Here is a 22,698-nt window from a genome sequence, read left to right as displayed (position 1 = left end):
TTAGTCTAACGTGCTTACTTTTTGGGCAATCATGGTCGTCATGGCATGTTGGTGAGGAATCCCTGAAGAATTGCAGTCGAAAACCACTTCCGAACTCTCCTTAATGAGCCAGTCATGATAATAGGCGAGCAGCTCGCCAGAGTACCATTTGAAGGCGTTGGGCTCTTTTTCGGGCGGCGGCGCAATAAACGGCTTATTGACGAACACATTGAAGACATGTATGCCGTTTTCATTGGTAAATTGCTTATAATTATCGAATATTTCTTTGCGATATTCCGGCTTGATGTAGTGCAGCACGCCGCTGGAAAAAATGATGTCATAATGAGTGTCCAAACGAAAATCCAAAATGTCCGCGGAATGAACAATAACTTCATTTTTGATTTTTTATAATACTCAACCGCCAGTTGAACCAAGATAAAATAAGTGCCGCGGGCAATTGAACGATTTATCCCGCCGCGAAATCTGCTGGAGAAGGGAGCGTTCGACAATGAATTTGGAAATGGTGATGCAGGAGCTCGAGGCTCTCGGCAAAGAACGGCTCAAGAAGATGTACATGGCCAACGGCGCGCGCGAACCGCTGTTTGGCGTGGCGACAGGCGAGATGAAGCCTCTTGTCAAGAAAATAAAAATCAATCAACCTCTGGCCGAGCAGCTGTACGCGCCAGGGAACTACGACGCTATGTACTTTGCCGGCATTATTGCCGACCCTCATGCGATGACGGAAGCCGATTATGACCGTTGGATGGATGCGGCTTATTTTTACATGCTGTCCGATTTTGTCGTTGCCGTCACCTTGGCGGAATCGAATATTGCCCAGAAGGTGGCCGATAAATGGATTGCAAGCGGCGAAGAGTTGAAAATGTCGGCAGGCTGGAGCTGTTACTGCTGGCTGCTCGGGAGTCGGCCGGACGGTGAATTCCCCGCAAACAAACTGGCCGGCATGCTCGATCTGGTGAAGCGCACGATTCACGATGCTCCCGCACGAGCGAAATATGCGATGAACCAGTTTATGTACACGGTGGCTGTATCTTATTTGCCGCTCCATGATCAGGCGGTCGAGACCGCTAAGGCGGTAGGACCGGTCGAAGTCAAGCGGGATAAGGGCAAGAGCAAGCTCTTGCATGCCTCCGAAAATATCCAGAAGGCCGTAAACAAAGGGCAGCTCGGTTTCAAGCGCAAGCATGTAAGGTGTTAGGCTGTCATGGGCTGCATCAGCCTTTACGCGATCGGGTGACGGGGATGTCAGCTCTTCGGCGCTCCCCGCTTCCTGCAGGGCGAACGGTTCCTTGCTCCCGTCTGCTAGCTCGTTACGAGATATTTACTTTATCTTAGACCTGTTATATATTATCAAAAGGTCCATTGATTTACTCAAGCGACCATTCAACACGATTTCGGAGGTCAGGAACAATTATGAGCAAGCCCGTAATGAACGTCGCCTTGGTCTGCGGACCCGACTGTGGGTTAGAGACGCAAGCCGTGCGTTCTGCGCTAGAATGTCTCGGGGCCCGCGTAATCACTTATTGGATCGGCCGGCCCAACGACTTTATCGACATATTATCCGGCGAGGACTTATATCCCGGCACAGATATGATCGTGCTTGATTTTCACGGAGACGAAGGGGAATTCCTCATGCCGGAATTGGGCGAAGACGTGTATGAGGAGAATGAGCCGAAGGGCAATTTCGGCCCGAACGAGATTCGACGATTTGCCAAGCTGGACGGCAAAATCGTCATCGGCAACGGCTGCTCGCTAGGAGCCCCCGAGCTCGCCGAAGCTTTCCTGCATGGCGGCTGCCGCGTCTACATCGGACCGGACGATTATCCGGACGGCGACGACGCGCTGATGTTCGTCCTGCGGTTCTTCTACGAGACGATCCGGCACGGCAAGAGCGTGAAGGAAGCTTATGAATTGGCCAGAGCTATGGGCGACGGGTTGACCATGTACCGATTGTACGAGCACGCCTAAAGGCAGTTAGCGATGAGAGGCGTCTGCATTGCCGGACGCCCAGCTCATCGCCTTCCTCAATATCTCGCGGCAAAAGGAAGCTTTCCCTTCCTGATACTCATGCACCTGATCCGGAAACTGCTTGGCCAGCCGCAGCTTCAATTCGCCGTACGCTTTCGCTTCCTCGGGATCGTAGATATGCACGTGGTGAGTCCTCTGATCCCCACCTTTGGCAAAATAACGCCGACCGGCAATGCCCTGTTCCCCTCGCGGCTCGTAACCCAGACGCATCATCGCCTCATTATACTCGTCCACCTTGGCAATGCTCTTGACGACGACCAACATATCGATAATCGGCTTGGCGTAACCGATGTGCGAAACAGAAGTGCTGCCGATATGATGAATGTCCACCCGCTCCTCCTTCGGGAAAACAGCTTTCAGCAGCGCCTCTTCCTCGCGGTACCGCTCAAGCCAATGTTCCGTCCAGGGAGCAACGACAGTTTTTCTCAAATGTAATCAGCCTCCATGTTCTCCAATGCTAGTGGTTCATTATATCATTTTTGCGTTTGCGTTCTCCCAAGCTGTTCCTGTCCGACTTCACTCTCGGCTGCCACGCAATCGGAGCAGTCCCCTGTCCAACAGCCTGCTACTGTAAAGATGGTTACCGCGCTGCCGGACGGGGTCCCTTACGGTATCGCCGCCGTCCGACGTGAACACGCTGATCGTCCGCGATGCCGACGCCGTATTAAGCGGCGAGCATACGCTGGATTGGGAAGCCGGCGGCGTCTTGCCCAGCCTGACGGCCAGGGACGTGTCCCGGGAAGAGCTTATCAAGATCGCCGAATCCATCCGAATGATCCCAAAATATAGATCTGTCCAACAAAAAAGCCCCTGCCCTATGTCCGCAAGCACATGGGCAGGGAGCCGTTCTTTCCGTTCTTCTGTCAGCTACCGCAGGGCTGCGAGATCGAACTGCGGCACCAGGCCTTCCTTCGCTGCCCGGCCGAGCAGCCCGGCGACGGCCGCATAGCCGTCCTCGCCCAAATTCGCTGTAAACTCGTTCACGTACAGGTCGATATGCGCCTGGGCAACGGCGGGGTCCATCTCCTGGGCATGGCTCAGCACGTAGTCCCGCGATGCTTCCGGGTGTGCCCAGGCATATTCTACGGAAGCTCGAATCCAGCCGGCCAGTGCGTCCCGGTCCAGCGACCGGCGGGCGATGATCGCGCCGAGCGGAATCGGCAGGCCGGTATCGGCTTCCCACCAGCTGCCGAGGTCCACAAGGAGCGACAACCCGTACGACGGATACGTGAAGCGCGCCTCATGGATGACCAGCCCGGCATCGATCTTTCCGCTCTGCACCGCCGGCATGATCTCGTGAAACGGCATGACGACGATCTCGCCGACGCCGCCCGGCACATGCTTCGCCGCCCACAGGCGGAACAGCAAATAGGCGGTCGAGCGGTCGCTAGGCACCGCCACCCGGCGGCCGGACAGTGCGGCGGCGGCATCTTCCGAGCCGCTCGCGCCGCCCCGGGTCAAGACGAGCGGCCCGCATCCTCTGCCGAGCGCTCCGCCGCATGGCAGCAGCGCATAGTCGTTCAGCACCCATGGCAGCGCCGCATACGATATTTTGAGCACCTCCGGCCCGCTGCCCTCCGCAGCCAGACGGTTCGTAATATCGATATCCGCGTAAGTGACCTCGAACGAAGGGGCTCCGGGGACGAGCCCGTGGACCAAGGCATGAAAGACGAACGTGTCGTTGGGACAAGGCGAAAAAGCGATTTTCATAAGCATACCTCCAATAATACCGAACTGGCCGCCTCCAGCGCCTCCAGCGCTTCCTTCATGCGCCAGGCCGCTTTGTCGCGCGGGCCGACCGCATTCGAGACAGTGCGGATTTCCAGGACGGGCACGCCGCTGGCTACGGCCGCCGCCGCGACGCCGAAGCCCTCCATCGCCTCCGCGGCTGCTCCGGGCACTCGCCTCGCCAGCTCCGCAGCCGTGGCCGCCGTCCCTGTCACGGTCGATACCGTGAGCACAGGGCCGACAACCGTCGGCAGCCCGGCGGCGCGCAGCGCGGCGGCGATGCGGCCGGCAAGCGGCGCAGCCGTCCCGCAGCGGCTCGTGCCGAAGCCGAGCTCGTCCAAGGTGCGGAAGCCTTCCGGCGTCTCCGCACCCAGATCGGCGGCGACGATCTCACTCGCTACGACGACGGAGCCGATGGCCGCGCGCTCGGCAAAGCCGCCGGCGATGCCGGCGCTGACGGCCAGGCGGTACCCGCCGCAGGCCAAGGCCCGCGCCGCCGCGGCGGCTGCGGCCGCCGGCCCGGCGCCGCCGGCGACGACCTCGAAGGCGGCCGAGCCGCGCAGCCCCCGCAAGACGGCGTCCCGCTCGGCCGCGACGGCGGTGACGATCAAGATGCGGCCCGCCCCGGGGCCGGTTAACGGAGACGCGCCGCTCGCGCCGCGCGTCAGGTCAGCTGCATCCATATATCCAATCTCCTCTAGGCAAACGGTGATATGGTGATATCTCGTAAGCTATATCTTCTATTGTATCACAGAAGTCGCCGGGAGGCGCGGCGGGGCGGGGCCGCCTGAGTCGAAAAGCTCGATATGCCTGGCGATGCGATAGAAACTGCGCTCCTCCGATAGACTCAAATTCCCTGCGATGTCTTGACGCCCTGCGGAAATCCGTGTATAGTTCAGTAAAAATTTAGGAAATGCAGAGAGGAGCCGCCAGACATGTTCTACCACCGCGTGGACGACGAAATTCGGCTGAAGCTGCTGGAGCATCGGGATGCCGAGCCCCTGTTCCGGTTAACGGACCAAAACCGCGACTACTTGCGGCAATGGATGCCGTGGATCGACGGAACCCGGACCCCGGACGATACGCGGCATTTTATTGAGGAAGCGCGCCGCAAACTGGCCCATAACGAGGGCATGACCGTCGGTATTTTGTACGAGGGGAAGCTGTGTGGAGTCATCGATTATCACGCCATGAATCATGCGAACAAGCGGACGGCCATCGGCTATTGGCTGGCTGAGAACATGCAGGGACGGGGCATCATGACCCGGGTATGCCGGGCGTTCACTGGCTACGCCTTCTCCGCTCTGGAGATGAACCGCGTGGAGATTATGGCCGGAACGGAGAACATCAAAAGCCGCGCCATTCCCGAGCGTCTCGGCTTCGTTTACGAGGGGACGGCCCGCCAAGCGATGCGCCTGCATGACCGGTACATCGATCTGGCCATGTACAGCATGCTGGCCGAGGATTGGAGCGGGTGAGGCGGGGGAGCTGCCTGATCGCCAGAAATTGGCTTCGCGTCATTTCCTAAACGTTAACTATTCAGGTGCCACCACGCCCTTTCAACCCTAGGGGATCGCAAATTGGGTCGCGCGTTACGAGAGGCGCTTTCATTGTTATGCGAATGTCATCTTCCCTTTGACAATAACCAGGCAGAGCGAGACGTAAGGATGATGAAAGTCCAGCAAAAGATCGCCGGTACCTTCCGCAGTAAGCAGGGAGCTAGGACCTTGTGCCGTATTCGCGGTTTGATCTCCTTTTTATATGTGATCCGATTGTTGCAAGAAATTGGAGAATTGCCGGCAAGACGATCATAACGAACGTAACTGAAAAAAAATCACCCGGACAGACCTTGATCTGCCCGGGTTCGGGTATTCCGCCGCTACAACCGGCTTACCAGAAGCCTCCGAATGGGCCGAAACCGCCAAAGCCTCCGAACGGGCCAAAGCCCGCGCCGGGGAACCCCCCGAAGCCAAAAGGACCGCCGAAAGCGAACGGCGACGTGCCGATGGCCAGCAGATCGAACAGCACGAGCGGGAGCACCGCCGAAGTGCGGACCTTTTTCCCCTTCGGGGAAACGATCAGCGTGTTGCCGCTGATGCGCACAAGCTTGCCGTGAACGACGGAACCGTCCTTCCGCATCGCGTAGATTTCTTTGCCGACCAGCTTTTGAACATCTTGTTTGCGGATCTTCGCAGCCATGAGCGTACACCTCCATTACATGGGGGAAACCCAAGAATAGGTGGAACGCTATATTGTACGGCTGCATCGGACAATCCGACTGTACAGCTGTCCGTGACCTGCGGAAGTTGTGTTCCTATCTTGAAAAGCGAAATTTTCAATACCGCGGGGGACGACCGATGACGAAGGAATCGCTCGTCATTGACGTCTATCCTGCGAAGCGTTGCCCAGGGCCGCAATCAGCCCTTGCGTAGCCGGCCAAGCTCCGTCGTGATCGCTTCGATCTCGCTGATGCTGAATTGCTGCTTGCCCGCTACCATGACATAAATATCGTGCAAATCCTCATACTGTCCGTCGGTCAGCGCGGAAGCCTTCAATGCGGCGCCGCTGGCCATGCGCAGCTTCTTTTTAATCTCTTCGATCATAAATTCGGTATTCTCGAGCGTATTGCGCGTCAAATCCACAGTTGCCCCTCCTCTCGGCCCAAAGTTCAGCTTGCCCTATTGTATCATGTTTGGCGCGAACATGCTCTTTATAATATAATGAGCTTGCGTATCCAAATATGTGCTATCTTGAAAATTCGACGAAGCTTATCGGCGAATTTTCAACACCGAAGGTGACGACCGATAACGATGGGAATCGTTCGTCATAGGCGTCCATCTTGAAAATTTGGCGGTAATCCGCCGACAAAATTTCAATACCGCAGGGGACAACCGATGATGAAGAAATTGTTCGTCATAGGCGACCCATCCTCTAAAAAGAAAGGGGCAGAACATTGATCCATACGTTTCATTTGCAGACGCGCCGCCGGGACGAAATGATCGACATAACCGACTATGCGACAGAGCTGGTGCGGCGTGAGCATATCGAGGAGGGCATCGCGATCGTCTATTGCCCGCATACGACGGCCGGCATCGCCATCAACGAAAATGCCGATCCGGACGTGCGCCACGACGTGCTGCTGCGGCTCGATGAAGTGTACCCGTGGGAGCATCCGCAATACCGCCATGCGGAAGGCAATACGGCCGCTCACCTGAAGGCGATGACCGTCGGCACGTCGCAAATGGTGCTGATCGACGGGGGCAGGCTCATGCTCGGCCGGTGGCAGGGCATTTATTTTTGCGAATTCGACGGTCCGCGGCATCGCACCTTTTGGATCAAGCTGATCAAAGGCTGATGGCAGGTAACCGGCCTCGCCGGGCATATAAAGCGGACAAGCGGACAAGCTTCAAAGCGTTATCGTAGTAAAGCATCAAGATGCACTAATTCCCTCCAGGCTAGAACAAAGGTAACGGACATGCCACTCGGCTAATTTTTTTACGTCGTTGAACGATTGGTTGTTCTGAATGTTGTACGAAATGAATCCGTGAAGCGACATGAACAGGCTCCAGGGAAGGCTGTAGAGCTTCTTGTCGCTTTCGGGATGGCGGGCGATGAGCGGACGGACTACGGTCGCGAACAAGTCCATACACTGGGCTTGTTCCGTCCGTGAGTAGCGGCTAAGCTCGGGATCTTTGATCATGAACATCATCTCATAATGATTCGGATGCTCCAGACCGAAGCGGATAAATTCCAGCATCAGCTTCTCCAGCTGACCGACTTCGCCCAGTCTCGACCTGCTGAGCATCTCCCGAAGCTGGCTCAGCAGCATCTTAAAATCATCGGCAACCAGCGCGTGGAAGAGCTCGGCTTTTTCCTTGAAATGATAATAAAGCGCCCCATGACTATAGCCCATCGACTTGGCGATGCTGCGCATCGTTAAAGCGTGGTAGCCATGTTCGGCGAAGAGCTGCCGCGCCTCCTCCAATATTCGCTCTCGACTCAGCTCCTGTGCGACTGCTTTTCTTGCCAACGCATTCCACTCCCCATGATGAAATGTAAGACCTGTCTGGCGCAAAGCCGCATCGCTTGCAGCCTGCGCCAAACGCTGTTATAACGGATTGAAAGTGCGCCGGGCTTCCTATCGTTCCGGCGTGCCCGGAAGCTCGTCATGCTCGATATAACGGACTTCTCCCGGCTCGATCGTTGCTTGTCCCTGCGTGACATCGGTCATCCAGGCGATGAATCGCTCCGCCTCCTCGGCGAGCGGCAGGCAGCGCACCGTCACCCGGTCGGTAAAATCCGTCCCCTCTGTCAGCATGCCGCGGTTTCTCAGCTCATTCTCCACTTTGCCGTGCCACGTGTAATCGACGGTGAGCTTCACCTCTCGGTGCAGCACCTTGTACACAGGCTCGGCGGCGCTCAGCCCGGCTACCGCACCGTCAGTATAGGCGCGAATCAGACCGCCGGCCCCAAGCATAATGCCTCCAAAATAGCGGGTGACGACTACGACGACATTTTTGAGTCCCTGGTTTTTGATCACCTCGAGGATCGGCCTGCCGGCCGTGCCGCTTGGCTCCCCGTCGTCCGATGCCTTCTGAATCTCGTCCCGCTCCCCGATCATATAAGCGGAGCAGTTGTGCGTTGCCGACCAATGCTCCTTCTTGATGCGTTCAATGAATTCCACTGCTTCCTGCTCCGTGGACACCGGGAGAGCCTGCCCGATAAAGCGCGATTTTTTGATGACGATTTCCTGAATACCGTGCCGCCTCACCGTCTTATATTGTGCTAACATCGATGTCTGCAGCCTCCCCGATCGTTGTCCTCTTCGCTTTGCAAAAAAAGCAGCCACCCGCAGGTGAACCGCTTTAGATTATATTCGTCTTGGTCCGAATCGATTACTTGGAAAGCCTTGCCTCGAGCTCCGCCTTCTCTTTCTCGAAGCCCGGCTTGCCGAGCAGAGCGAACATGTTCTTCTTGTAAGCCTCGACCCCCGGTTGATCGAACGGATTTACGCCCAGGAGATAACCGCTGATGCCGCATGCTTTCTCGAAGAAATAGACCATGTAACCGAACGTATACGGCGTCATGTCGGGCAGCGTCACGATCAGATTGGGCACGCCGCCGTCCGTATGGGCCAGCATCGTTCCTTCGAATGCTTTTTTGTTGACAAAATCCATCGTTTGACCGCTCAGGAAGTTCAGTCCGTCGAGATCCTGCGGGTCGTGCCCGATCGTAATCTGCTCCGGCACCCGATCGACCTGGAGGACGGTCTCGAACATGATGCGCGACCCTTCCTGGATGAATTGCCCCATCGAATGCAGATCTGTCGAGAAATCAACGGAGGCCGGGTAAATGCCCTTGTTGTCCTTGCCTTCGCTCTCGCCGAAGAGCTGCTTCCACCACTCCGATACATAATGGAGGGAAGGCTCGTAGTTGACGAGAATTTCCGTCGTCTTGCCTTTGCGACACAGCGCATTGCGCACGGCCGCATATTGATAAGCCTCATTCTCGTGCAGATTCGGATTGCTGTAAGCTTCGCGAGCGTCGGCCGCGCCGCGCATCATCTCTTCGATGTCAATGCCGGCTACCGCGATCGGCAGCAGGCCTACCGCCGTAAGCACAGAATAACGGCCGCCGACGTCGTCCGGAATGACGAACGTTTCGTAGCCTTCTTCGTCGGATAGCTTCTTGAGCGCTCCTCTGGCCCGGTCGGTCGTCGCGTAAATGCGCTTGCGCGCTCCTTCCTTGCCGTACTTCTTCTCCAGCAGCTCGCGGAAAATGCGGAAAGCGATAGCCGGCTCGGTCGTGGTGCCCGACTTGGAGATGACATTCACCGAGATGTCCTTGCCTTCGAGCAGCTGGAGCAGGTGCGCCACATATGTAGAACTGATGTTCTGTCCGACGAAATATACTTCCGGCGTCTTCCTGGCGCTCTTCGGCAGCAGGTTATAGAAGCTGTGGGACAGCATCTCGATCGCCGCTCTGGCTCCCAGGTACGAGCCTCCGATACCGATGACGACAAGCGCGTCGGAATCTTCCTGAATTCGCTTCGCCGCAGCTTGAATGCGGGCAAACTCCTCTTTGTCGTAATTGACCGGAAGGTCAATCCAACCCAGAAAATCGTTGCCCGCTGCCGTCTTCTGATGCAGCTGCTCATGCGCCAAACGTACAGGCTCGGCCAAATAATCGACCTCATGCTGCTGCACAAAGCCTAACGCTTTACTGTAATCAAAACGAAGTTTATCGCTCATTCGGCAAGCTCCTCCTTCATCTCTATGCAACGGTTGCTATGATAGCTTAGCAATAGCATACGTATTTTCCACCCGGAAAGCAAGGGCTGCCGATATAAGCGTTTTTTATATTAGATATAAGAAAAACGTCCATCGAAGTACATTCAAGGATGAGCGACCGCGTTTTAGCGGTTGTTTTTCTTGCGATGAAAGGATGCTTCAGCTTCGCTGAAAACTTTTTCATCCTTTCATCTAAAAGAAAAACGTCCATTGACGCAATTCACAGTAGCCAGACCACTTTTAGCGGTTGTTTTTCTTGCGATGAAAGGATGCTTCAGCTTCGCTGAAAACTTCGCACGGCTCATTCTAGCCGGCGGGGCTGCGGACCGTTATTCCGCCATATAGGAACAAATATAGTCGGTGACGGTCAGCACGTCCAGCTTGAATTTGGCCTTCGCCGGAACCGTGAAGTTGCCTTCCCCGGAGATATGCAGCCATTCAGAAGCGCCCGGCAGCAGCACCTTCAGCTCCCCGGCCTGAATCTCCATAAGCTCTTTGGCGTCCGTGCCGAACTCGTACTGGCCCGGCAGCATGATGCCCAGCGTCTTCTTCGTGCCGTCCGGAAACAGCACGGTGCGGCTCGTTACTTTGCCGTCAAAATAAATGTTGGCTTTCGTCACAACGGATACCTGATTGAATTGGGACATCGTTGATGGTCGCTCCTTCGCTCTCGCTCATGATATGAAACCGCCCGGAAGCATCTTCTTCCGGGCGGCAATGTTGTCGCATCAGGCTCCGCTTATTACTTGCCGAGCAGCTTCTTCACGCGGCTGACCACGTTCTCCGGCGTGAAGCCGTACTCGCGAATAACGACCGGCCCCGGTGCCGAAGCTCCGAATTGGTCGATGCCGAGTACGTCGCCCTGATCGCCGACATAACGTTCCCAACCGTGGGTTGCGCCCATCTCTACAGCAAGGCGAGCTTTCACCTGCGGCAGCAGCACGGAATCCTTGTAGTTCTGCGGCTGTTTATCGAACAGCTCCCAGCTCGGCATGCTGACGACGCGCACCTGGATGCCTTCGCCCGCAAGCTGCTGCTGAGCGGCAACCGCGTACTGCACTTCCGTGCCCGTCGCGATGATGATCGCTTCCGGCTGGCCGCTTGCGGCGTCGGACAGGACGTATGCGCCGCGCTCGACGGCGCCGTTCTCGGTGCCGGCCAGCTTCGGAGCGGCCTGGCGGGAGAACACGAGCGCAACCGGGCCGCGCTTGTTCGACACGGCGTATTTCCACGCCGCCGCCGTCTCGTCGCCGTCCGCCGGACGGATGACCGTCACGTTCGGCATGACGCGCAGCGCCGCCAGCTGCTCGATCGGCTCGTGCGTCGGGCCGTCTTCGCCGACGCCGATGCTGTCGTGCGTAAACACGTAGATGGCCGGCACGTCCATAATCGCCGCAAGGCGGATCGCCGGGCGGAGGTAATCAGAGAACACGAAGAACGTTCCGCAGTACACCTTCAGCCCGCCGTGCAGCAGCATGCCGTTGGCCGCTGCGCCCATGCCGAATTCGCGCACGCCGAAATAAATGTTGCGGCCGCTGTAATCCTTCGGATGCATGACGCCCAGATCTTTCATATGCGTCATGGTGGACGATTCGAGGTCGGCCGATCCGCCCACCAGCGCCGGCACGTTCTTCGCGATCGCGTTCAGCACAATGCCCGAAGCGGTCCGCGTTCCTTTCTCCGCGGAGACGCCGGACGGCACGTCCTTGTCCCAGCCTTCCGGCAGCTCGCCGCTTACCGCGATCTCGAACTGCTTCGCCAGCTCCGGATACGCCTTGGCATACTCGGCAAATTGCTGCTTCCACGCTTCGTACGCTTTAACGCCTTTCTCCTTCACGGCGGCAAAATGCTCGCGAACGCTGTCCGGCACATGGAAATGCTGCGTGTCATCCCAGCCGTAGGCTTTCTTCGTCAAGGCGACTTCTTCCGCGCCAAGCGGGGAGCCGTGAGGGCCAGCGTGGCCGCCCTTGCCGGCTTTGTTCGGGCTGCCGTAGCCGATGATCGTCTTCACTTCGATCAGAGACGGACGGTAGTCGGCCTGCGCCGCCAGCACTGCCTGATGGATTGCATTCAGGTCGTTGCCGTCCTCGACGCGCTGGTAATGCCAGCCGTAGCCTTCGAAGCGCTCTTTCACATTTTCCGAGAACGACAGATTGAGCTCCCCGTCCAGAGAGATATCGTTCGAATCGTACAGAACGATCAGCTTGCCGAGCTTCTGATGGCCCGCCAGGGAAGCGGACTCCGAAGAGATGCCTTCCATCAGGTCGCCGTCGCCGCAAATGACGTACGTATAGTGATCGATAATGTTGAACGGGTCGCGGTTGTACACAGCCGCAAGATGAGCTTCCGCCATCGCCATGCCGACTGCCATCCCGAAGCCTTGGCCGAGCGGTCCCGTCGTTGCGTCAACGCCCGGAGTATGGCCGACTTCCGGGTGACCCGGTGTCTTGCTGCCCCATTGACGGAAATTTTTGAGCTCGTCCATCGGCAGATCGTAGCCGCACAGGTGCAGCAGGCTGTACAGCAGCATCGAGCCGTGGCCCGCGGACAACACGAATCGGTCGCGATTGATCCAGCCCGGTTCGTTCGGGTTGTGCTTCATCAGCTTGGCGAACAGCTCGTACCCCATCGGAGCGGCGCCCATCGGCATGCCGGGGTGGCCGGATTTCGCTTTCTCTACTGCGTCAATGGCTAGCGTCCGGATCGTATCCACGGACAATTGTTCGATCGCCTTGTTCGTTACCGTCATAAGTACCTCCTACAAGTAATGGATTGGACTGACAGGAGCGCCGCGGCTGCATGGCCGCCTCGCCTTCGCTTGATGGCAAGCATGCGAAAAGACGCGCCGGGCATCGGTTCCGCACGCCACCGCGCCGCAAGCTGTTCACGTGTGCATGAAAGCCTGTCACTTTTTTTGCTTTTTGCCTATTGTATCATTCTCTCGAGCGGTTTGCCACATCATTCCTTGCAGCGGATGAACATAGCTTGCCAAAAGAAACGGCGGGAGCATTCGGTCCACCGTCTGCCCCCGCCGCTTATGCCGAGAAATGTTTGTCAATTAAACACGACCGTCTTGTTCTGGTGCACGATGACGCGGTCTTCCACGTGCCAGTGAATAGCCCGCGCCAGGACGGTCCGTTCGATATAACGGCCGATCCGCTTCAAATCCTCGACATTGTCGCGGTGGCTGACCCGCTGCACGTCCTGCTCGATGATCGGCCCGCCGTCCAGCTCCTCTGTCACGTAGTGGGCCGTGGCTCCGATGATTTTCACGCCGCGGTTGTAAGCCTGCTGGTACGGCTTCCCTCCGACGAAGGCCGGCAGGAAGGAATGATGAATGTTAATAATCCGGTTCGGGTAGTGCTCGATAAAACGCGGCGAGATGATCTGCATGTACCGCGCCAGCACGACGACATCGACGCCGGCAGCCTGCAGCAGCTCCAGATGGCGGCGCTCCGCCTCCGCCTTCGTGTCCGGGGTCACCGGCACATAATGGTACGGAATGCCGAGCGGCTCGACAACGCCTCTCAGATCATCGTGGTTGGCGACGACCATGACAATCTCGGCGTCCAGATCGCCCGACTGCCACTGCCACAGCAGCTCCAGCAGACAGTGATCTTCTTTGGAAGCGAACAGCGCGAGCCGTTTCTTCCTGCTGGCGAGATTAATGTTCCACTCCATCTCGAATTCGCTGGCGACCAGCGAGAAATCGGCCGACAACTGCGCCAGGCGGCTCTCCAGCTCCGGCAGATCGAACTCGATGCGGATGAAGAACAGTCCGCCCTCCGGGTCCATCGTATATTGATCGGATTGAATGATGTTGGCGCCGTGCTCGTGCAAAAATCGCGACACCGCCGCCACGATGCCCGGCCGGTCAGGGCAGGACACCAGCATGCGAGCGCGATTGCGCAGCTCGGCGCGTTTATTCTTGGATGGTGCTTTCGGCATCATGATTGCGTCTACTCCTTCATTGCGTTCAAAAAAAATTCGCTTGCGGCGGCATTCATACCGTCGCCAGCACATGCTCTCCCGCGAACCAGGCGGTCAATCGGTGGTTCACTTGCTCCTCGCTCATCTCCGGGAACACGCCGCCTTCCACGATCATATCGTAGAGGCGCTCCATCGGCTCGCGGCCGTCCGCTTTCTTCGCTTTCGGGTCGGACTTCAGCACATCCCATACGCCAAGCACGTAATCGCGGCTCGACACGCCTTGTCCCTTGAAGAAATGGGTGAGCTTCTCGATATCGGCCACAAATTCGTCTCCGAAACGTTCCTTTACATTGTCGGAGAGCAGCGCGATCTCCGCTTCGTACATCGGCCGCTGGGTGCTGTCATCCTTGCCGATCCACGGCGTCTCGAGAATGAACGGAAGATGCGTCAGCTTCTCGTGGTGCACCACGTCGTACATCGCCTTGAAGCCGATCCAGCCCGAGCCTACCGGGGCGTGGCGGTCCTTGGCGGCGCCGCGCGGATTTTTGCTGTCGTTCAGATGGACGACCGCGATCCGCCCCAGCCCGACCGTCTTGTCGAACTGCTCCAGCACGCCGTCCAGGTCGTTAATGATGTCGTATCCGGCATCGTGCACGTGGCATGTATCGAAGCATACGGTGAGTCTGTCGTTGTCTTCGACCTTCTCGATAATTTGCGCCAGCTCTTCGAAGGTCCGGCCGATTTCCGTGCCTTTGCCGGCCATGGTCTCCAGGGCGATGCACACGTCGTTATCCTTCACTCCGGCCAGCACCTCGTTCAGGCCTTGAGCGATCCGGTTAATCCCGTACTCCGCGTCCTTGTCGGTATAAGCCCCGGGGTGCAGCACGATCTGCTTCACGCCGATATAAGCCGTGCGGCGAATCTCCTCCTGCAGGAAGCGAACGGCCAGCTCGTACGTGTCTTCTTTGTATGAGCCGAGATTGATAATATACGGAGCGTGCACGATAATTTCGCCGATGCCGTGCTTGTCCATCAGCGCCTTGCCTTCTTCGATGTATTGATTCTCGATCGGCTTGCGGCGGGTATTCTGCGGTGCCCCCGTGTATATCATAAACGTGGAGGAGCCGTAGGATACGGCCTCCTGTGCCGCATTGAGTAGCCCTTTATCCGAAAACGAAACGTGCGAACCGATTTTGACCACGATTGACTCACTTCCTTTTCCTATTCGCTTTCTCCTATTTTACTAGGATTGCCCCAATAAATCTAGAAAAAGGGGCAGGCTGGGGCGAAATGGAACGAATTGCTTTTTGTTCGTTATCAACGGTTGAAACGCATCACCCGGTCGGAAGCATTGTAAAATGTCAACATCGACCTGCAATCTGACGTTTGCCAGGAATAACCTGCTTATGGTAAGATAACAATGAGAAAAGGGACCGTGCGGTAACACGATCCCTTTTGCACAACACCGCTCGAAAGGCGGCCGGCTAACCCCGGAGTATCAGTCAAAAGAGATAGACCGCAATCCCCCGGGAAAAGGAGTGGGCGGTCTATTTCTTTTGGTGGAAGGAAAGTATCAGGACCACCAATGCTGCGAATTGGATCATCAACATAAGCGTATCTTGTACTTCGACCACAGGCATCACCTCCCCTTCCGGGGAGATTTAGTCGACCGCCCTATTAACCGATGTGTGCCAGAAGATTATACCAGTCAATATAAAGTTCTTCCAATTATCTTTCCTTGAACGTAGGGTGAAGCGGATTCGTCGGCCGCTTCTTTTTTTTCGCGCCTGCTGACGGTATAATCGTAGGTGAGGTGACACGTTCCATGGACAACTCCTGGTTTATGTGGTTCATTTTTTTCTGGGTGTTTGTGCTGCTGTTCTTCATGTCGGTCGGCGGCTATTTTATGTTCCGCAAATTTTTCAAGGTGCTGCCGCGAGCGGACGGCAAATCGAAGCTGGATTGGCAAAATTATTACGTCGACAGCTCCCGGCATCTGTGGACCGAGGAGTCCAAGGCGTTTCTCGATATGCTCGTCGCCCCGGTGCCGAAGGCGTTCCGCGACATTGCCAAGCATTCGATCGCGGCGCGGATCGGCCAGGTCGCGCTGGAAGCCGGAGCCAAGCAGATTACGAAGGAGCACTGCATCGAGGGCTACATCTTGGCCACGCCCCGGCGCGACTACCGCAGCCTGACATCATATCTTGACAAGCAAAATATCGATTACAGCGCATACAAACATTTGCTGCAATAAAGCGAATCCCCCTCGCCATAGGCAAAGGGGGATTTTTGTCATTCCCGACGAGCCGTCGAAGGTGACGGCCGGTTACGAAGGAATGTTCGTCAGCGACGCCTACTTCTTCTTGCCTTTGGCCGGAGGCGTATTCGTCAGCTTCACGCTTAAGGTCGCTTTCATTTCGCCCTTCTTGTAAGCGTCCCGCTCCATCCATTGCGTGCGGAAGCCGACAAGGGAAACGCTGCTGACCGGAATCGTCATTGGCAACTCCCGCTGCGTGACGTACGCGATCTGTCCGTCCAGGATGACGTATAGATTCACCTTCTCATCGGCCTTCAGATCGATCGTCAAATATTTCTCTCCGCGGATTTCCACCCCTGCCTGGATCTCGCCGGTCTGCAGATCCTTCTCGATGACGCCGTTCTCGTCAAAATAGTCCTGGATGGTGACGTTCGGCCCGATCGGCTCAAGTCCGAGGCTTGCATCGCCGTTATAGCCCCAATCATCCGCTCCCGGGCCGGGCAGCGAAGCTCCCGGACCGGCCAGCGAGCTTCCCGGATTGTTCTTGAACCCGCCTCCGCTGCCGTCAGACGGCTTGTTTACCGCTCCCGGCCCGGCGCCTCCAATTTGGTAACCGGCTTCCAAATCGATGGAGGTATAATCGTACAGCCATTGTTTTCGCTTCAAGTAATTGTAGATACGGTGCAGGATCGTTACTGCTTCGGCCCGCGTCACGCGGTCGAGGGGGCGAAAATAACCGGCCTCGTTCGGAGTCATAATGCCGGCCGTCTGCAGGCTCACCAGCGATTTGGCCATGACATTGGCCAGCGGGTCCGCACCCAGCGTGCAGTTCGTGCCGTCCTGGCCCATCGCCGCGATCGCATACAGATCGTTCGTCTCCATGCTCATAAGTGTGCCCGACTCGTAACGGCCGTCCGACTGGACGAACGCGTCGTACGAGAATGAATCCGAGAAATATTTCACCGGCACATCCTTGAGCGACGAGACCACCGCGCACACATCCTTCTCCGACAGCCCGCGGTCGATCAGGCGGTTATCGAAAAACGAATAGAGCATGATGGCCAGCTGCATCCGGTTCATCTGCATCTCCGGCCGGAAGGCAAGCTCTCCGTTGCGGTCGAGGCCATACCCCCCGATGCTGAACGAAGCGTTATAAATATCGCTGATCGGCCCGTAAGCCCAATGCAGCTCGGGCACGTCGGCAAAACCGGTCACCTTCTGCACGCCGCTGGCATACAGATTCGGCCGGTATTTGTTAAAAAGCCGGTGAACCATAGCCGTCCACTCCGCCTTGCTGACGGTCTGCTCCGGAAGGAATGTGCCGTCCGGATAGCCTGTCAGCACCTGCTGCCGGGCCATCGCATGAATGGCGTCCATCGCCCAGCCATACCTGTCAGGCGGAACATCGACGAATACCGACTGCTGGCGAACATCCGCCGCGGACACAGGCAGCGCGATCGCCGCGCAAAGCGTCACAATTGTCATGATCCGCAAGCAACGAATCAACGCATTTTTCATCACTCGGACCTCCTTGTCTTCTCAATATTTTATCGGCCGAAGACAAAGAAATTGTTAGCTTATGGCAAATATTCGCCAGCTTCGCGCTATCGGAACCCGCAGCGGCTTCGCCTATGCTCCCCTCTCAGGGCAGCGCCCGCAGCCGGCCGGGGTAATCGGTGATGATGCCGCTGACCCCGGCTTCCCAAGCGGCAAGCAGCGACTGCTCGTCGTTCACCGTATATACGTAAACCTGCAAGCCGTGCGCCGTGGAATCCGCCACATCCTCCGGGCCGATCAGCCTCCAGGACGGATGAAGCGAATATACGTTCATGCCGGACAGTTCAGCCAGCTTGCGGTGCGGGAAAGCTACGTCGGCGCTGTACAGCAGGCCGACGCGAAGCTTCGGCTCAGCCGCCTGCAACTGCCTAAGAATCCGGTGGCCGAACGACAACAGCACGGCCGTCTCCAGCCGGCTGTATTCGCGCAAGGAGCCCCAGCAGCCGCTCCTCAAGTCTCACGCTGTACGGACATTTAATTTCGACATGGATCATGATATTGTCCGGCACAAGCCGGAACGCTTCCTCCAGCAGCGGCAGCCGCTCCCCGGCAAACCGCTCGTGAAACCACCGCCCCGCATCCAGCTGCCGGAGTTCGGCGGTCGACATTGTACTGATCGCTCCCTGGCCGTCGGTCGTCCGGTTCACTGTCGCGTCGTGACAGACGATGATTTCCCCGTCCGCCGACATATGAACGTCCAGCTCCACAGCGTCCGCCCCCTGCTCCAGCGCCAGACGGAACGACGCCAGCGTATTCTCCGGCGCCTCGCCCGCCGCTCCCCGGTGGCCGATCACGAGCGGCTTCTTGGCCGCATTCTGTTGCGCCATCTTTTATTTAACCTCCCTAACAAACTCGCATTTAGAAAAAAATGAGACGACAAAGCTTCCGAAGGCCGCAAATGCTGCCGACGATGCCAGTCCAAAGCTACTCTTCAAGTTCAGCGGTACCTGAAGCTAACTATGGGTTATCGCCAGCCGTTCATTCGGCATCCGGATTTTCTCGTCGTCTCCATCCATAAACCGATATTCGGTTTAAGTTATCCGCGGGGGACGCGGACCAATGAGCTGATTCCAACAATCATTATCGCTCGAAATGGGAGGTGAAACAATACATAAACGGTTAACGGATTGTAAAAATTGTGTAAATATCAACTTCACTTTCCGGTAATTGTAAGAAAGCGGCTCAATGACTTGCTTGGTCAAAGTCGCATTGACCTCTTCTAATGCAGCAGTGCGCTTTTTCACAAAACTCCCATCGGAAGCATGGCCTGGGCAACATCAACCGCTGACTGGCAAAAGGCGGGCTTTCCGGATCACAATATCCTTCTAAAAAAAGCTCTATTTGGCGGTATCCCGCCGCTCTCGTCATAGGCGTCTATCTTGAAAAATTGGACGGAATCATCCGGCCAATTTTCAGGCACCGCAGGTGACGACCGATGACGTAAGAAAGCGCTCGTCATAGGCGTCTATCTTGAAAATAGCGCTTGGGGCGCCGCGGCCCATTTTCATCTTCTGATGGTGCTGCGCGAGCGGCATGGGCGTCTATTTGGTAAAAAGTCGCCTGTTAAATGTAACGAAACGGAGTAACGCTATTCGGTCAGAAACGCTGAAGGGCCAGCAACCAAAAACGGAATAAGGCTGCTCACCACTCAATCGAAAGCTTGCGAAGCAAGTCATTTAACCGCTTTAGCTAAGTTGAACTTTGCACAACATTGAAAAAACCCACCAGCGCTTCACGAATTGAAACGCCAATGGGTTTATAGCAAAGCATATAATGCGGTTGAGAGGACTCGAACCTCCACGGGCGTAAGCCCACTACCCCCTCAAGATAGCGTGTCTGCCATTCCACCACAACCGCTTATTGGGAGAAGCAGCCAAGCTGCTTCAATGACCCGTAGGGGATTCGAACCCCTGTTACCTCCGTGAAAGGGAGGTGTCTTAACCCCTTGACCAACGGGCCTCGTTAATGATTCGCCTCTCGGCGACAGAAGTTATTATATATGATTCGACATAGGTTGGCAAGCCTTTTGTTGCAACAAAACGACGATTCTTTTGCTGGCATGCTTTCGACATGCTATGGGATATTTCCCGGGCAATCGACGCGACGCCAAAAAGCCTGCTTCGCATCTGCTGACGAATGGAGCAAAGTATTGCGGATGAGCCCCTCATCCTGTAAATGCGCTTCGTCTTGCTGCGATGCCGGAGACATATCCAGCTCGCCATCGTGAAAGACACCAGGACAGCAACAGCGGGCGGCGCGACCGACGTGGATCTGCCGTCATCGGCTCCCGCTTCCGCCAACGCTGCGGCTGTCATCGCCTCTCTTTTCCTCCTACACTGCGGCTGTCATCGACTATCTCTTCCTCCTACGCTGCCGTTTTTGCCAAGCGAAGGCTTATTCTGTCGGGGCAGCGGGCGGCTTACGGGGCCCTCCGGTCTCGCAATACGCAATCAGCGTCACGGTACTGCCCGTTTCTCGGGCGATCCGCTCTTCCGCCTCGCGTATGATTTGCACAGCCTGCGGCCTGTCCATCAGCCTGGCGATGTCGTACTGATTCGTCTCGATTCTCATCTTAAGCGGCCGCTCCTTGTTCGTGTGGTTTGGAAAGCTTGCGCTCCTTACCATTGTCCCCTTAGCCTGCCGAGCGCATTCATCGCCGCGCGGCAGAAGAACGACCTTCCCACGCCAAATCCGAGGCGCTTATTTCATGAACCAGCGAATGAGATACAGAACCAGCGACAGGCCGACGCTAAGCACCAGGCAAGTAACAATAGGGAAATAGAAGCGAAAATTTTCCTTCTCCACGACAATATCGCCCGGCAGCCGGCCGAGATGCAGAAACCGACCGCCGACGGACCAGAGCAAACCGATGACGATTAACACCGCACCGGTCATGATCAGCAGCTTGGGCATGGACATATAGGATCTCTCCTTCCCCTTCGATCAACATTATTCCGTCGATGCGTTGCTACTATCATTGTATCTCTTGATGACGGTTATACATTCCCGTTCAAATCCGGCGGACTTAAGAAGGTCCAGACTGTGACATTAAAAAAACCGCACTATGACTTTGGGCAAAATCACCAGCGGTTTCACGTTCGGGCACCGTTATCAGAACTTAAACCGCAGAGCATCACTTTGGACAGCAAAAAACGAGGCATCGTGGCACGATGAAGCTGGCCGAAAACGAAAAGCAGGCTTACAGGCTCCCCCTATCCTCTCGAACGCTAGTGACGAACGCTATTTAGCTGAAACGCAGTCTTTTTAAAATGTAACGCAGCTGGATAGCGCTATTTTGCCACCGAAAATTTTCAACACCGAAGGTTGACGACCGAAAACGTTAGGAATGGCTCGTCATAGCCGTCTCTCTGAAAAAAACGCAAACTATCCGATATCGCACAAAAGCCGCCTTATCGGCGGCTTTGTCTTATACGGAGAGAGAGGGATTCGAACCCTCGCACCACTTGCGCAGTCTAACCCCTTAGCAGAGGGTCCCCTTGAGCCACTTGGGTATCTCTCCAAGATCAGTTGGCTCCCCGAACAGGACTCGAACCTGTGACAACTCGATTAACAGTCGAGTGCTCTACCGACTGAGCTATCGGGGAAAGCTTTTTTTAATTTATCATGAATTCATTTGCAAGTCAAGAGCTACCAACTTCAACCTGCCGCGGCAATGACCGCAGGCGTATTTGCGCGGATCGGTCTTGCGCTTGCGCATGTATTCCATGCCGCAGTGCTGGCATACGAGCTTGTAGCGATACGGCTCCTTCCGGCGAAGCGCATCGGGCAACGCCCGGCAGTATCTCGTGCCTCCCACATGCTGAAGCAGCCGCTTGAAGTCTTCGTCGCGGTGCTGATATCCTCGCTTCGTAAGATGAAGGTGATAATGGCACAGCTCGTGCTTGATAATTTTCTCCACATCCTGCTTCCCGTACTGCTCGTACTGGTGCCAACTGATCTCGATGTCGTGCGTGCGGGTAAAATATCTTCCCCCGGTGGAGCGCAGTCTGCGGTTGAATCTCGCCTGATGCAGGAATGGCCTGCCGAACGATTGAAGCGAGATTTCTTCCACCCACTGCTGCAGCTGCCGGTCGTCCATGAACCTTAATCACTCCTCCAGTGCGCTGGATTTACACTTGAATTGTAACCGCACCTTGGGCTACACTGTCAAGTAGAAATGATTCCTGACCGGAAAAACAGAGAGGAGCCGCAAGCTATGGCCAAGATGAGATACGCGCTGCTTAAGGCGAACGACCGCCTCGAATTTGTCGAGATGCCTGCCACCCATATGTACCAACTGACTGCCCTCAACCGCCGTCTGCATAAGGAGCTGGACAAGCTGACCGCCGCCGAGATTCCCACGCTTCCCGTGCTGGTCGCTGAATTCGACAACCTGGAACTGGTTCAACCCGGCTACGAGGTGCAGAACGGACTGGACTACGTGAGCCGGCTGGAGCAATCGTTCGTCGCCATCCAGGAACGAAACTATCCGCTTATCTCCCTGCTGACCGAGATTCGCGCCCTGCAGGCGCAGCTCGAGCAATGGTACGAGGAAGAAGAAGAGCTCGCCTGATATCGCTGGACCTGCACCGAATAAACCGACGCCCCATACACTGTTCTTAAGAAGCAGGATGACGGGAAGGGGCTGATCGAATTGCCGCAGTGGCTTTGCAACCAGCTGATGCGCGCCTTTTACAACAAGAACCGTCGGCAAATCCGTCTGCTGAACGACTGCTGGTACTTCTACCGCACAAGGAAACGGCAGGATGGGGACAACGCCGCGAATCACCAATCGTAAGTCATGAATTCGTCGAATTTTTCAAGATAGACGCCTATGACGAGCTAAGACTTCGTCATCGGTCGTCACCTGCGGTGTTGAAATTTTGGTCGGCGGACTACCGCCAAATTTTC

26 protein-coding genes, 4 tRNA genes and 2 pseudogenes are annotated in these 22,698 nt (G+C 56.3%); 8 read left to right on the top strand and 24 right to left on the bottom strand.

Features of this window, described 5'->3' with window-relative positions:
- A pseudogene (locus F591_RS28760) lies at positions 1 to 369 on the bottom strand (class I SAM-dependent methyltransferase); the annotation flags it as partial.
- Positions 370 to 487: 118 nt separating this feature from the next.
- Here F591_RS28760 and F591_RS0122100 point away from each other — a divergent pair.
- Positions 488 to 1,195 (top strand): DNA alkylation repair protein, encoded by a 708-nt coding sequence (locus F591_RS0122100; RefSeq protein ID WP_019536790.1) that lies wholly within the window; start codon positions 488 to 490, stop codon positions 1,193 to 1,195.
- 215 nt (positions 1,196 to 1,410) lie between these two features.
- Entirely contained in the window at positions 1,411 to 1,965 is a 555-nt protein-coding gene (locus F591_RS0122095) for a hypothetical protein (RefSeq protein ID WP_019536789.1), read from the top strand.
- Positions 1,966 to 1,971: 6 nt separating this feature from the next.
- Here the strand turns inward: F591_RS0122095 and F591_RS0122090 are convergent, their stop codons facing one another.
- The 3 genes from F591_RS0122090 to F591_RS0122080 all read right to left on the bottom strand — a co-directional run bounded on the left by F591_RS0122090 (position 1,972) and on the right by F591_RS0122080 (position 4,436).
- On the bottom strand, positions 1,972 to 2,454 hold the full coding sequence (locus tag F591_RS0122090; protein WP_019536788.1) for a GrpB family protein: 483 nt from the start codon (positions 2,452 to 2,454) through the stop codon (positions 1,972 to 1,974).
- Between the two features lie 438 nt (positions 2,455 to 2,892).
- Entirely contained in the window at positions 2,893 to 3,735 is an 843-nt protein-coding gene (locus F591_RS0122085) for a 1,4-dihydroxy-6-naphtoate synthase (RefSeq protein WP_019536787.1), read from the bottom strand.
- A complete protein-coding gene (locus F591_RS0122080; RefSeq protein ID WP_019536786.1) occupies positions 3,732 to 4,436 on the bottom strand; it encodes a futalosine hydrolase in 705 nt (234 codons plus the stop codon). The genes F591_RS0122085 and F591_RS0122080 overlap by 4 nt, the downstream gene beginning before the upstream one ends.
- Before the next feature lie 252 nt (positions 4,437 to 4,688).
- Here F591_RS0122080 and F591_RS0122075 point away from each other — a divergent pair, with 252 nt between their 5' ends.
- Together F591_RS0122075 and F591_RS30760 are read left to right on the top strand one after the other, a co-directional pair.
- Positions 4,689 to 5,231, top strand: coding sequence for a GNAT family N-acetyltransferase (locus tag F591_RS0122075; protein ID WP_019536785.1), 543 nt, complete (start codon positions 4,689 to 4,691; stop codon positions 5,229 to 5,231).
- A 141-nt stretch (positions 5,232 to 5,372) separates the two neighbouring features.
- Positions 5,373 to 5,507 (top strand): annotated as a pseudogene (locus F591_RS30760) (IS66 family transposase); the annotation flags it as partial.
- 136 nt (positions 5,508 to 5,643) lie between these two features.
- On the opposite strand, the gene F591_RS0122070 reads toward F591_RS30760, so the two are convergent.
- Both F591_RS0122070 and F591_RS0122065 read right to left on the bottom strand, forming a co-directional pair.
- Positions 5,644 to 5,952, bottom strand: coding sequence for a hypothetical protein (locus tag F591_RS0122070; protein WP_019536784.1), 309 nt, complete (start codon positions 5,950 to 5,952; stop codon positions 5,644 to 5,646).
- 218 nt (positions 5,953 to 6,170) lie between these two features.
- The gene (locus F591_RS0122065) at positions 6,171 to 6,395 is read right to left on the bottom strand and encodes a DUF1128 domain-containing protein (protein ID WP_019536783.1); all 225 of its coding nucleotides are present in this window, start codon (positions 6,393 to 6,395) and stop codon (positions 6,171 to 6,173) included.
- Positions 6,396 to 6,706: 311 nt separating this feature from the next.
- Between F591_RS0122065 and F591_RS0122060 the strand changes: the two genes are divergently transcribed.
- On the top strand, positions 6,707 to 7,108 hold the full coding sequence (locus tag F591_RS0122060; RefSeq protein WP_019536782.1) for a secondary thiamine-phosphate synthase enzyme YjbQ: 402 nt from the start codon (positions 6,707 to 6,709) through the stop codon (positions 7,106 to 7,108).
- Between the two features lie 75 nt (positions 7,109 to 7,183).
- On the opposite strand, the gene F591_RS0122055 is transcribed toward F591_RS0122060, so the two are convergent.
- The 8 genes from F591_RS0122055 to F591_RS33665 all read right to left on the bottom strand — a co-directional run bounded on the left by F591_RS0122055 (position 7,184) and on the right by F591_RS33665 (position 15,613).
- Positions 7,184 to 7,783, bottom strand: a complete 600-nt coding sequence (locus tag F591_RS0122055; RefSeq protein ID WP_026326815.1) for a TetR/AcrR family transcriptional regulator — start codon at positions 7,781 to 7,783, stop codon at positions 7,184 to 7,186.
- Positions 7,784 to 7,891: 108 nt separating this feature from the next.
- Complete coding sequence (locus F591_RS0122050; protein WP_019536780.1) at positions 7,892 to 8,545, bottom strand: YigZ family protein; 654 nt, start codon at positions 8,543 to 8,545, stop codon at positions 7,892 to 7,894.
- Between the two features lie 103 nt (positions 8,546 to 8,648).
- The gene (locus tag F591_RS0122045; protein ID WP_019536779.1) at positions 8,649 to 10,004 is read right to left on the bottom strand and encodes a glucose-6-phosphate isomerase; all 1,356 of its coding nucleotides are present in this window, start codon (positions 10,002 to 10,004) and stop codon (positions 8,649 to 8,651) included.
- A 368-nt stretch (positions 10,005 to 10,372) separates the two neighbouring features.
- Positions 10,373 to 10,690 (bottom strand): pyrimidine/purine nucleoside phosphorylase, encoded by a 318-nt coding sequence (ppnP, locus tag F591_RS0122040; protein WP_019536778.1) that lies wholly within the window; start codon positions 10,688 to 10,690, stop codon positions 10,373 to 10,375.
- 95 nt (positions 10,691 to 10,785) lie between these two features.
- A complete protein-coding gene (gene tkt / locus F591_RS0122035; RefSeq protein ID WP_019536777.1) occupies positions 10,786 to 12,792 on the bottom strand; it encodes a transketolase in 2,007 nt (668 codons plus the stop codon).
- Positions 12,793 to 13,097: 305 nt separating this feature from the next.
- Positions 13,098 to 13,994: a formyltetrahydrofolate deformylase gene (gene purU, locus F591_RS0122030; protein WP_019536776.1), complete on the bottom strand. Its 897-nt coding sequence runs from the start codon at positions 13,992 to 13,994 to the stop codon at positions 13,098 to 13,100.
- A 52-nt stretch (positions 13,995 to 14,046) separates the two neighbouring features.
- Positions 14,047 to 15,174 (bottom strand): deoxyribonuclease IV, encoded by a 1,128-nt coding sequence (locus F591_RS0122025; protein WP_019536775.1) that lies wholly within the window; start codon positions 15,172 to 15,174, stop codon positions 14,047 to 14,049.
- A gap of 346 nt (positions 15,175 to 15,520) precedes the next feature.
- Positions 15,521 to 15,613, bottom strand: a complete 93-nt coding sequence (locus F591_RS33665) for a putative holin-like toxin (RefSeq protein WP_019536774.1) — start codon at positions 15,611 to 15,613, stop codon at positions 15,521 to 15,523.
- A gap of 185 nt (positions 15,614 to 15,798) precedes the next feature.
- Between F591_RS33665 and F591_RS0122015 the strand changes: the two genes are divergently transcribed.
- The gene (locus tag F591_RS0122015; RefSeq protein WP_019536773.1) at positions 15,799 to 16,227 is read left to right on the top strand and encodes a DUF2621 family protein; all 429 of its coding nucleotides are present in this window, start codon (positions 15,799 to 15,801) and stop codon (positions 16,225 to 16,227) included.
- 99 nt (positions 16,228 to 16,326) lie between these two features.
- On the opposite strand, the gene F591_RS28755 is transcribed toward F591_RS0122015, so the two are convergent.
- The 10 genes from F591_RS28755 to F591_RS0121965 form a co-directional block, all read right to left on the bottom strand.
- The gene (locus tag F591_RS28755; RefSeq protein ID WP_019536772.1) at positions 16,327 to 17,748 is read right to left on the bottom strand and encodes an S-layer homology domain-containing protein; all 1,422 of its coding nucleotides are present in this window, start codon (positions 17,746 to 17,748) and stop codon (positions 16,327 to 16,329) included.
- 124 nt (positions 17,749 to 17,872) lie between these two features.
- Positions 17,873 to 18,187, bottom strand: coding sequence for a glycerophosphodiester phosphodiesterase (locus F591_RS33340; protein ID WP_281166723.1), 315 nt, complete (start codon positions 18,185 to 18,187; stop codon positions 17,873 to 17,875).
- Entirely contained in the window at positions 18,156 to 18,614 is a 459-nt protein-coding gene (locus tag F591_RS28750) for a glycerophosphodiester phosphodiesterase (protein ID WP_281166722.1), read from the bottom strand. The genes F591_RS33340 and F591_RS28750 overlap by 32 nt, the downstream gene beginning before the upstream one ends.
- A 947-nt stretch (positions 18,615 to 19,561) precedes the next feature.
- Positions 19,562 to 19,644, bottom strand: a tRNA-Leu gene (locus F591_RS0122000).
- A 30-nt stretch (positions 19,645 to 19,674) separates the two neighbouring features.
- Positions 19,675 to 19,746: transfer RNA gene (locus F591_RS0121995), tRNA-Glu, on the bottom strand.
- Positions 19,747 to 20,181: 435 nt separating this feature from the next.
- Positions 20,182 to 20,358 carry a hypothetical protein gene (locus F591_RS32110; RefSeq protein WP_019536771.1) on the bottom strand — a complete coding sequence of 59 codons (177 nt, stop codon included), beginning with the start codon at positions 20,356 to 20,358 and terminating at the stop codon, positions 20,182 to 20,184.
- A 129-nt stretch (positions 20,359 to 20,487) separates the two neighbouring features.
- Complete coding sequence (locus tag F591_RS0121980; RefSeq protein WP_019536770.1) at positions 20,488 to 20,706, bottom strand: DUF2905 domain-containing protein; 219 nt, start codon at positions 20,704 to 20,706, stop codon at positions 20,488 to 20,490.
- Between the two features lie 513 nt (positions 20,707 to 21,219).
- Positions 21,220 to 21,307: transfer RNA gene (locus F591_RS0121975), tRNA-Ser, on the bottom strand.
- A gap of 9 nt (positions 21,308 to 21,316) precedes the next feature.
- Positions 21,317 to 21,392: transfer RNA gene (locus F591_RS0121970), tRNA-Asn, on the bottom strand.
- A 17-nt stretch (positions 21,393 to 21,409) separates the two neighbouring features.
- Entirely contained in the window at positions 21,410 to 21,886 is a 477-nt protein-coding gene (locus tag F591_RS0121965; protein WP_019536769.1) for a SprT family protein, read from the bottom strand.
- 117 nt (positions 21,887 to 22,003) lie between these two features.
- Here F591_RS0121965 and F591_RS0121960 point away from each other — a divergent pair, with 117 nt between their 5' ends.
- Both F591_RS0121960 and cmpA read left to right on the top strand, forming a co-directional pair.
- A complete protein-coding gene (locus F591_RS0121960) occupies positions 22,004 to 22,360 on the top strand; it encodes a hypothetical protein (protein WP_019536768.1) in 357 nt (118 codons plus the stop codon).
- A gap of 81 nt (positions 22,361 to 22,441) precedes the next feature.
- Positions 22,442 to 22,585 (top strand): cortex morphogenetic protein CmpA, encoded by a 144-nt coding sequence (gene cmpA / locus F591_RS30750; RefSeq protein WP_019536767.1) that lies wholly within the window; start codon positions 22,442 to 22,444, stop codon positions 22,583 to 22,585.
- The last annotated feature ends 113 nt before the right edge of the window (positions 22,586 to 22,698 follow it).

Source organism: Paenibacillus ginsengihumi DSM 21568 (assembly GCF_000380965.1).
GTDB lineage: Bacteria > Bacillota > Bacilli > Paenibacillales > NBRC-103111 > Paenibacillus_G > Paenibacillus_G ginsengihumi.
This window is presented reverse-complemented; position numbering and strand designations above follow the sequence as displayed.

Excerpts from the sequence above, each read along its gene's own strand:
- F591_RS0122100 (WP_019536790.1), top strand. The coding sequence starts at position 488 with ATGAATTTGGAAATGGTGATGCAGGAGCTCGAGGCTCTCGGCAAAGAA.
- F591_RS0122095 (WP_019536789.1), top strand. The coding sequence starts at position 1,411 with ATGAGCAAGCCCGTAATGAACGTCGCCTTGGTCTGCGGACCCGACTGT.
- F591_RS0122085 (WP_019536787.1), bottom strand. The coding sequence starts at position 3,735 with ATGAAAATCGCTTTTTCGCCTTGTCCCAACGACACGTTCGTCTTTCAT.
- F591_RS0122080 (WP_019536786.1), bottom strand. The coding sequence starts at position 4,436 with ATGGATGCAGCTGACCTGACGCGCGGCGCGAGCGGCGCGTCTCCGTTA.
- F591_RS0122075 (WP_019536785.1), top strand. The coding sequence starts at position 4,689 with ATGTTCTACCACCGCGTGGACGACGAAATTCGGCTGAAGCTGCTGGAG.
- F591_RS0122070 (WP_019536784.1), bottom strand. The coding sequence starts at position 5,952 with ATGGCTGCGAAGATCCGCAAACAAGATGTTCAAAAGCTGGTCGGCAAA.
- F591_RS0122050 (WP_019536780.1), bottom strand. The coding sequence starts at position 8,545 with ATGTTAGCACAATATAAGACGGTGAGGCGGCACGGTATTCAGGAAATC.
- F591_RS0122045 (WP_019536779.1), bottom strand. The coding sequence starts at position 10,004 with ATGAGCGATAAACTTCGTTTTGATTACAGTAAAGCGTTAGGCTTTGTG.
- ppnP (WP_019536778.1), bottom strand. The coding sequence starts at position 10,690 with ATGTCCCAATTCAATCAGGTATCCGTTGTGACGAAAGCCAACATTTAT.
- tkt (WP_019536777.1), bottom strand. The coding sequence starts at position 12,792 with ATGACGGTAACGAACAAGGCGATCGAACAATTGTCCGTGGATACGATC.
- purU (WP_019536776.1), bottom strand. The coding sequence starts at position 13,994 with ATGATGCCGAAAGCACCATCCAAGAATAAACGCGCCGAGCTGCGCAAT.
- F591_RS33665 (WP_019536774.1), bottom strand. The coding sequence starts at position 15,613 with ATGCCTGTGGTCGAAGTACAAGATACGCTTATGTTGATGATCCAATTC.
- F591_RS0122015 (WP_019536773.1), top strand. The coding sequence starts at position 15,799 with ATGGACAACTCCTGGTTTATGTGGTTCATTTTTTTCTGGGTGTTTGTG.
- F591_RS28755 (WP_019536772.1), bottom strand. The coding sequence starts at position 17,748 with ATGAAAAATGCGTTGATTCGTTGCTTGCGGATCATGACAATTGTGACG.
- F591_RS28750 (WP_281166722.1), bottom strand. The coding sequence starts at position 18,614 with ATGGCGCAACAGAATGCGGCCAAGAAGCCGCTCGTGATCGGCCACCGG.
- F591_RS32110 (WP_019536771.1), bottom strand. The coding sequence starts at position 20,358 with ATGAGAATCGAGACGAATCAGTACGACATCGCCAGGCTGATGGACAGG.
- F591_RS0121980 (WP_019536770.1), bottom strand. The coding sequence starts at position 20,706 with ATGTCCATGCCCAAGCTGCTGATCATGACCGGTGCGGTGTTAATCGTC.
- F591_RS0121965 (WP_019536769.1), bottom strand. The coding sequence starts at position 21,886 with ATGGACGACCGGCAGCTGCAGCAGTGGGTGGAAGAAATCTCGCTTCAA.
- F591_RS0121960 (WP_019536768.1), top strand. The coding sequence starts at position 22,004 with ATGGCCAAGATGAGATACGCGCTGCTTAAGGCGAACGACCGCCTCGAA.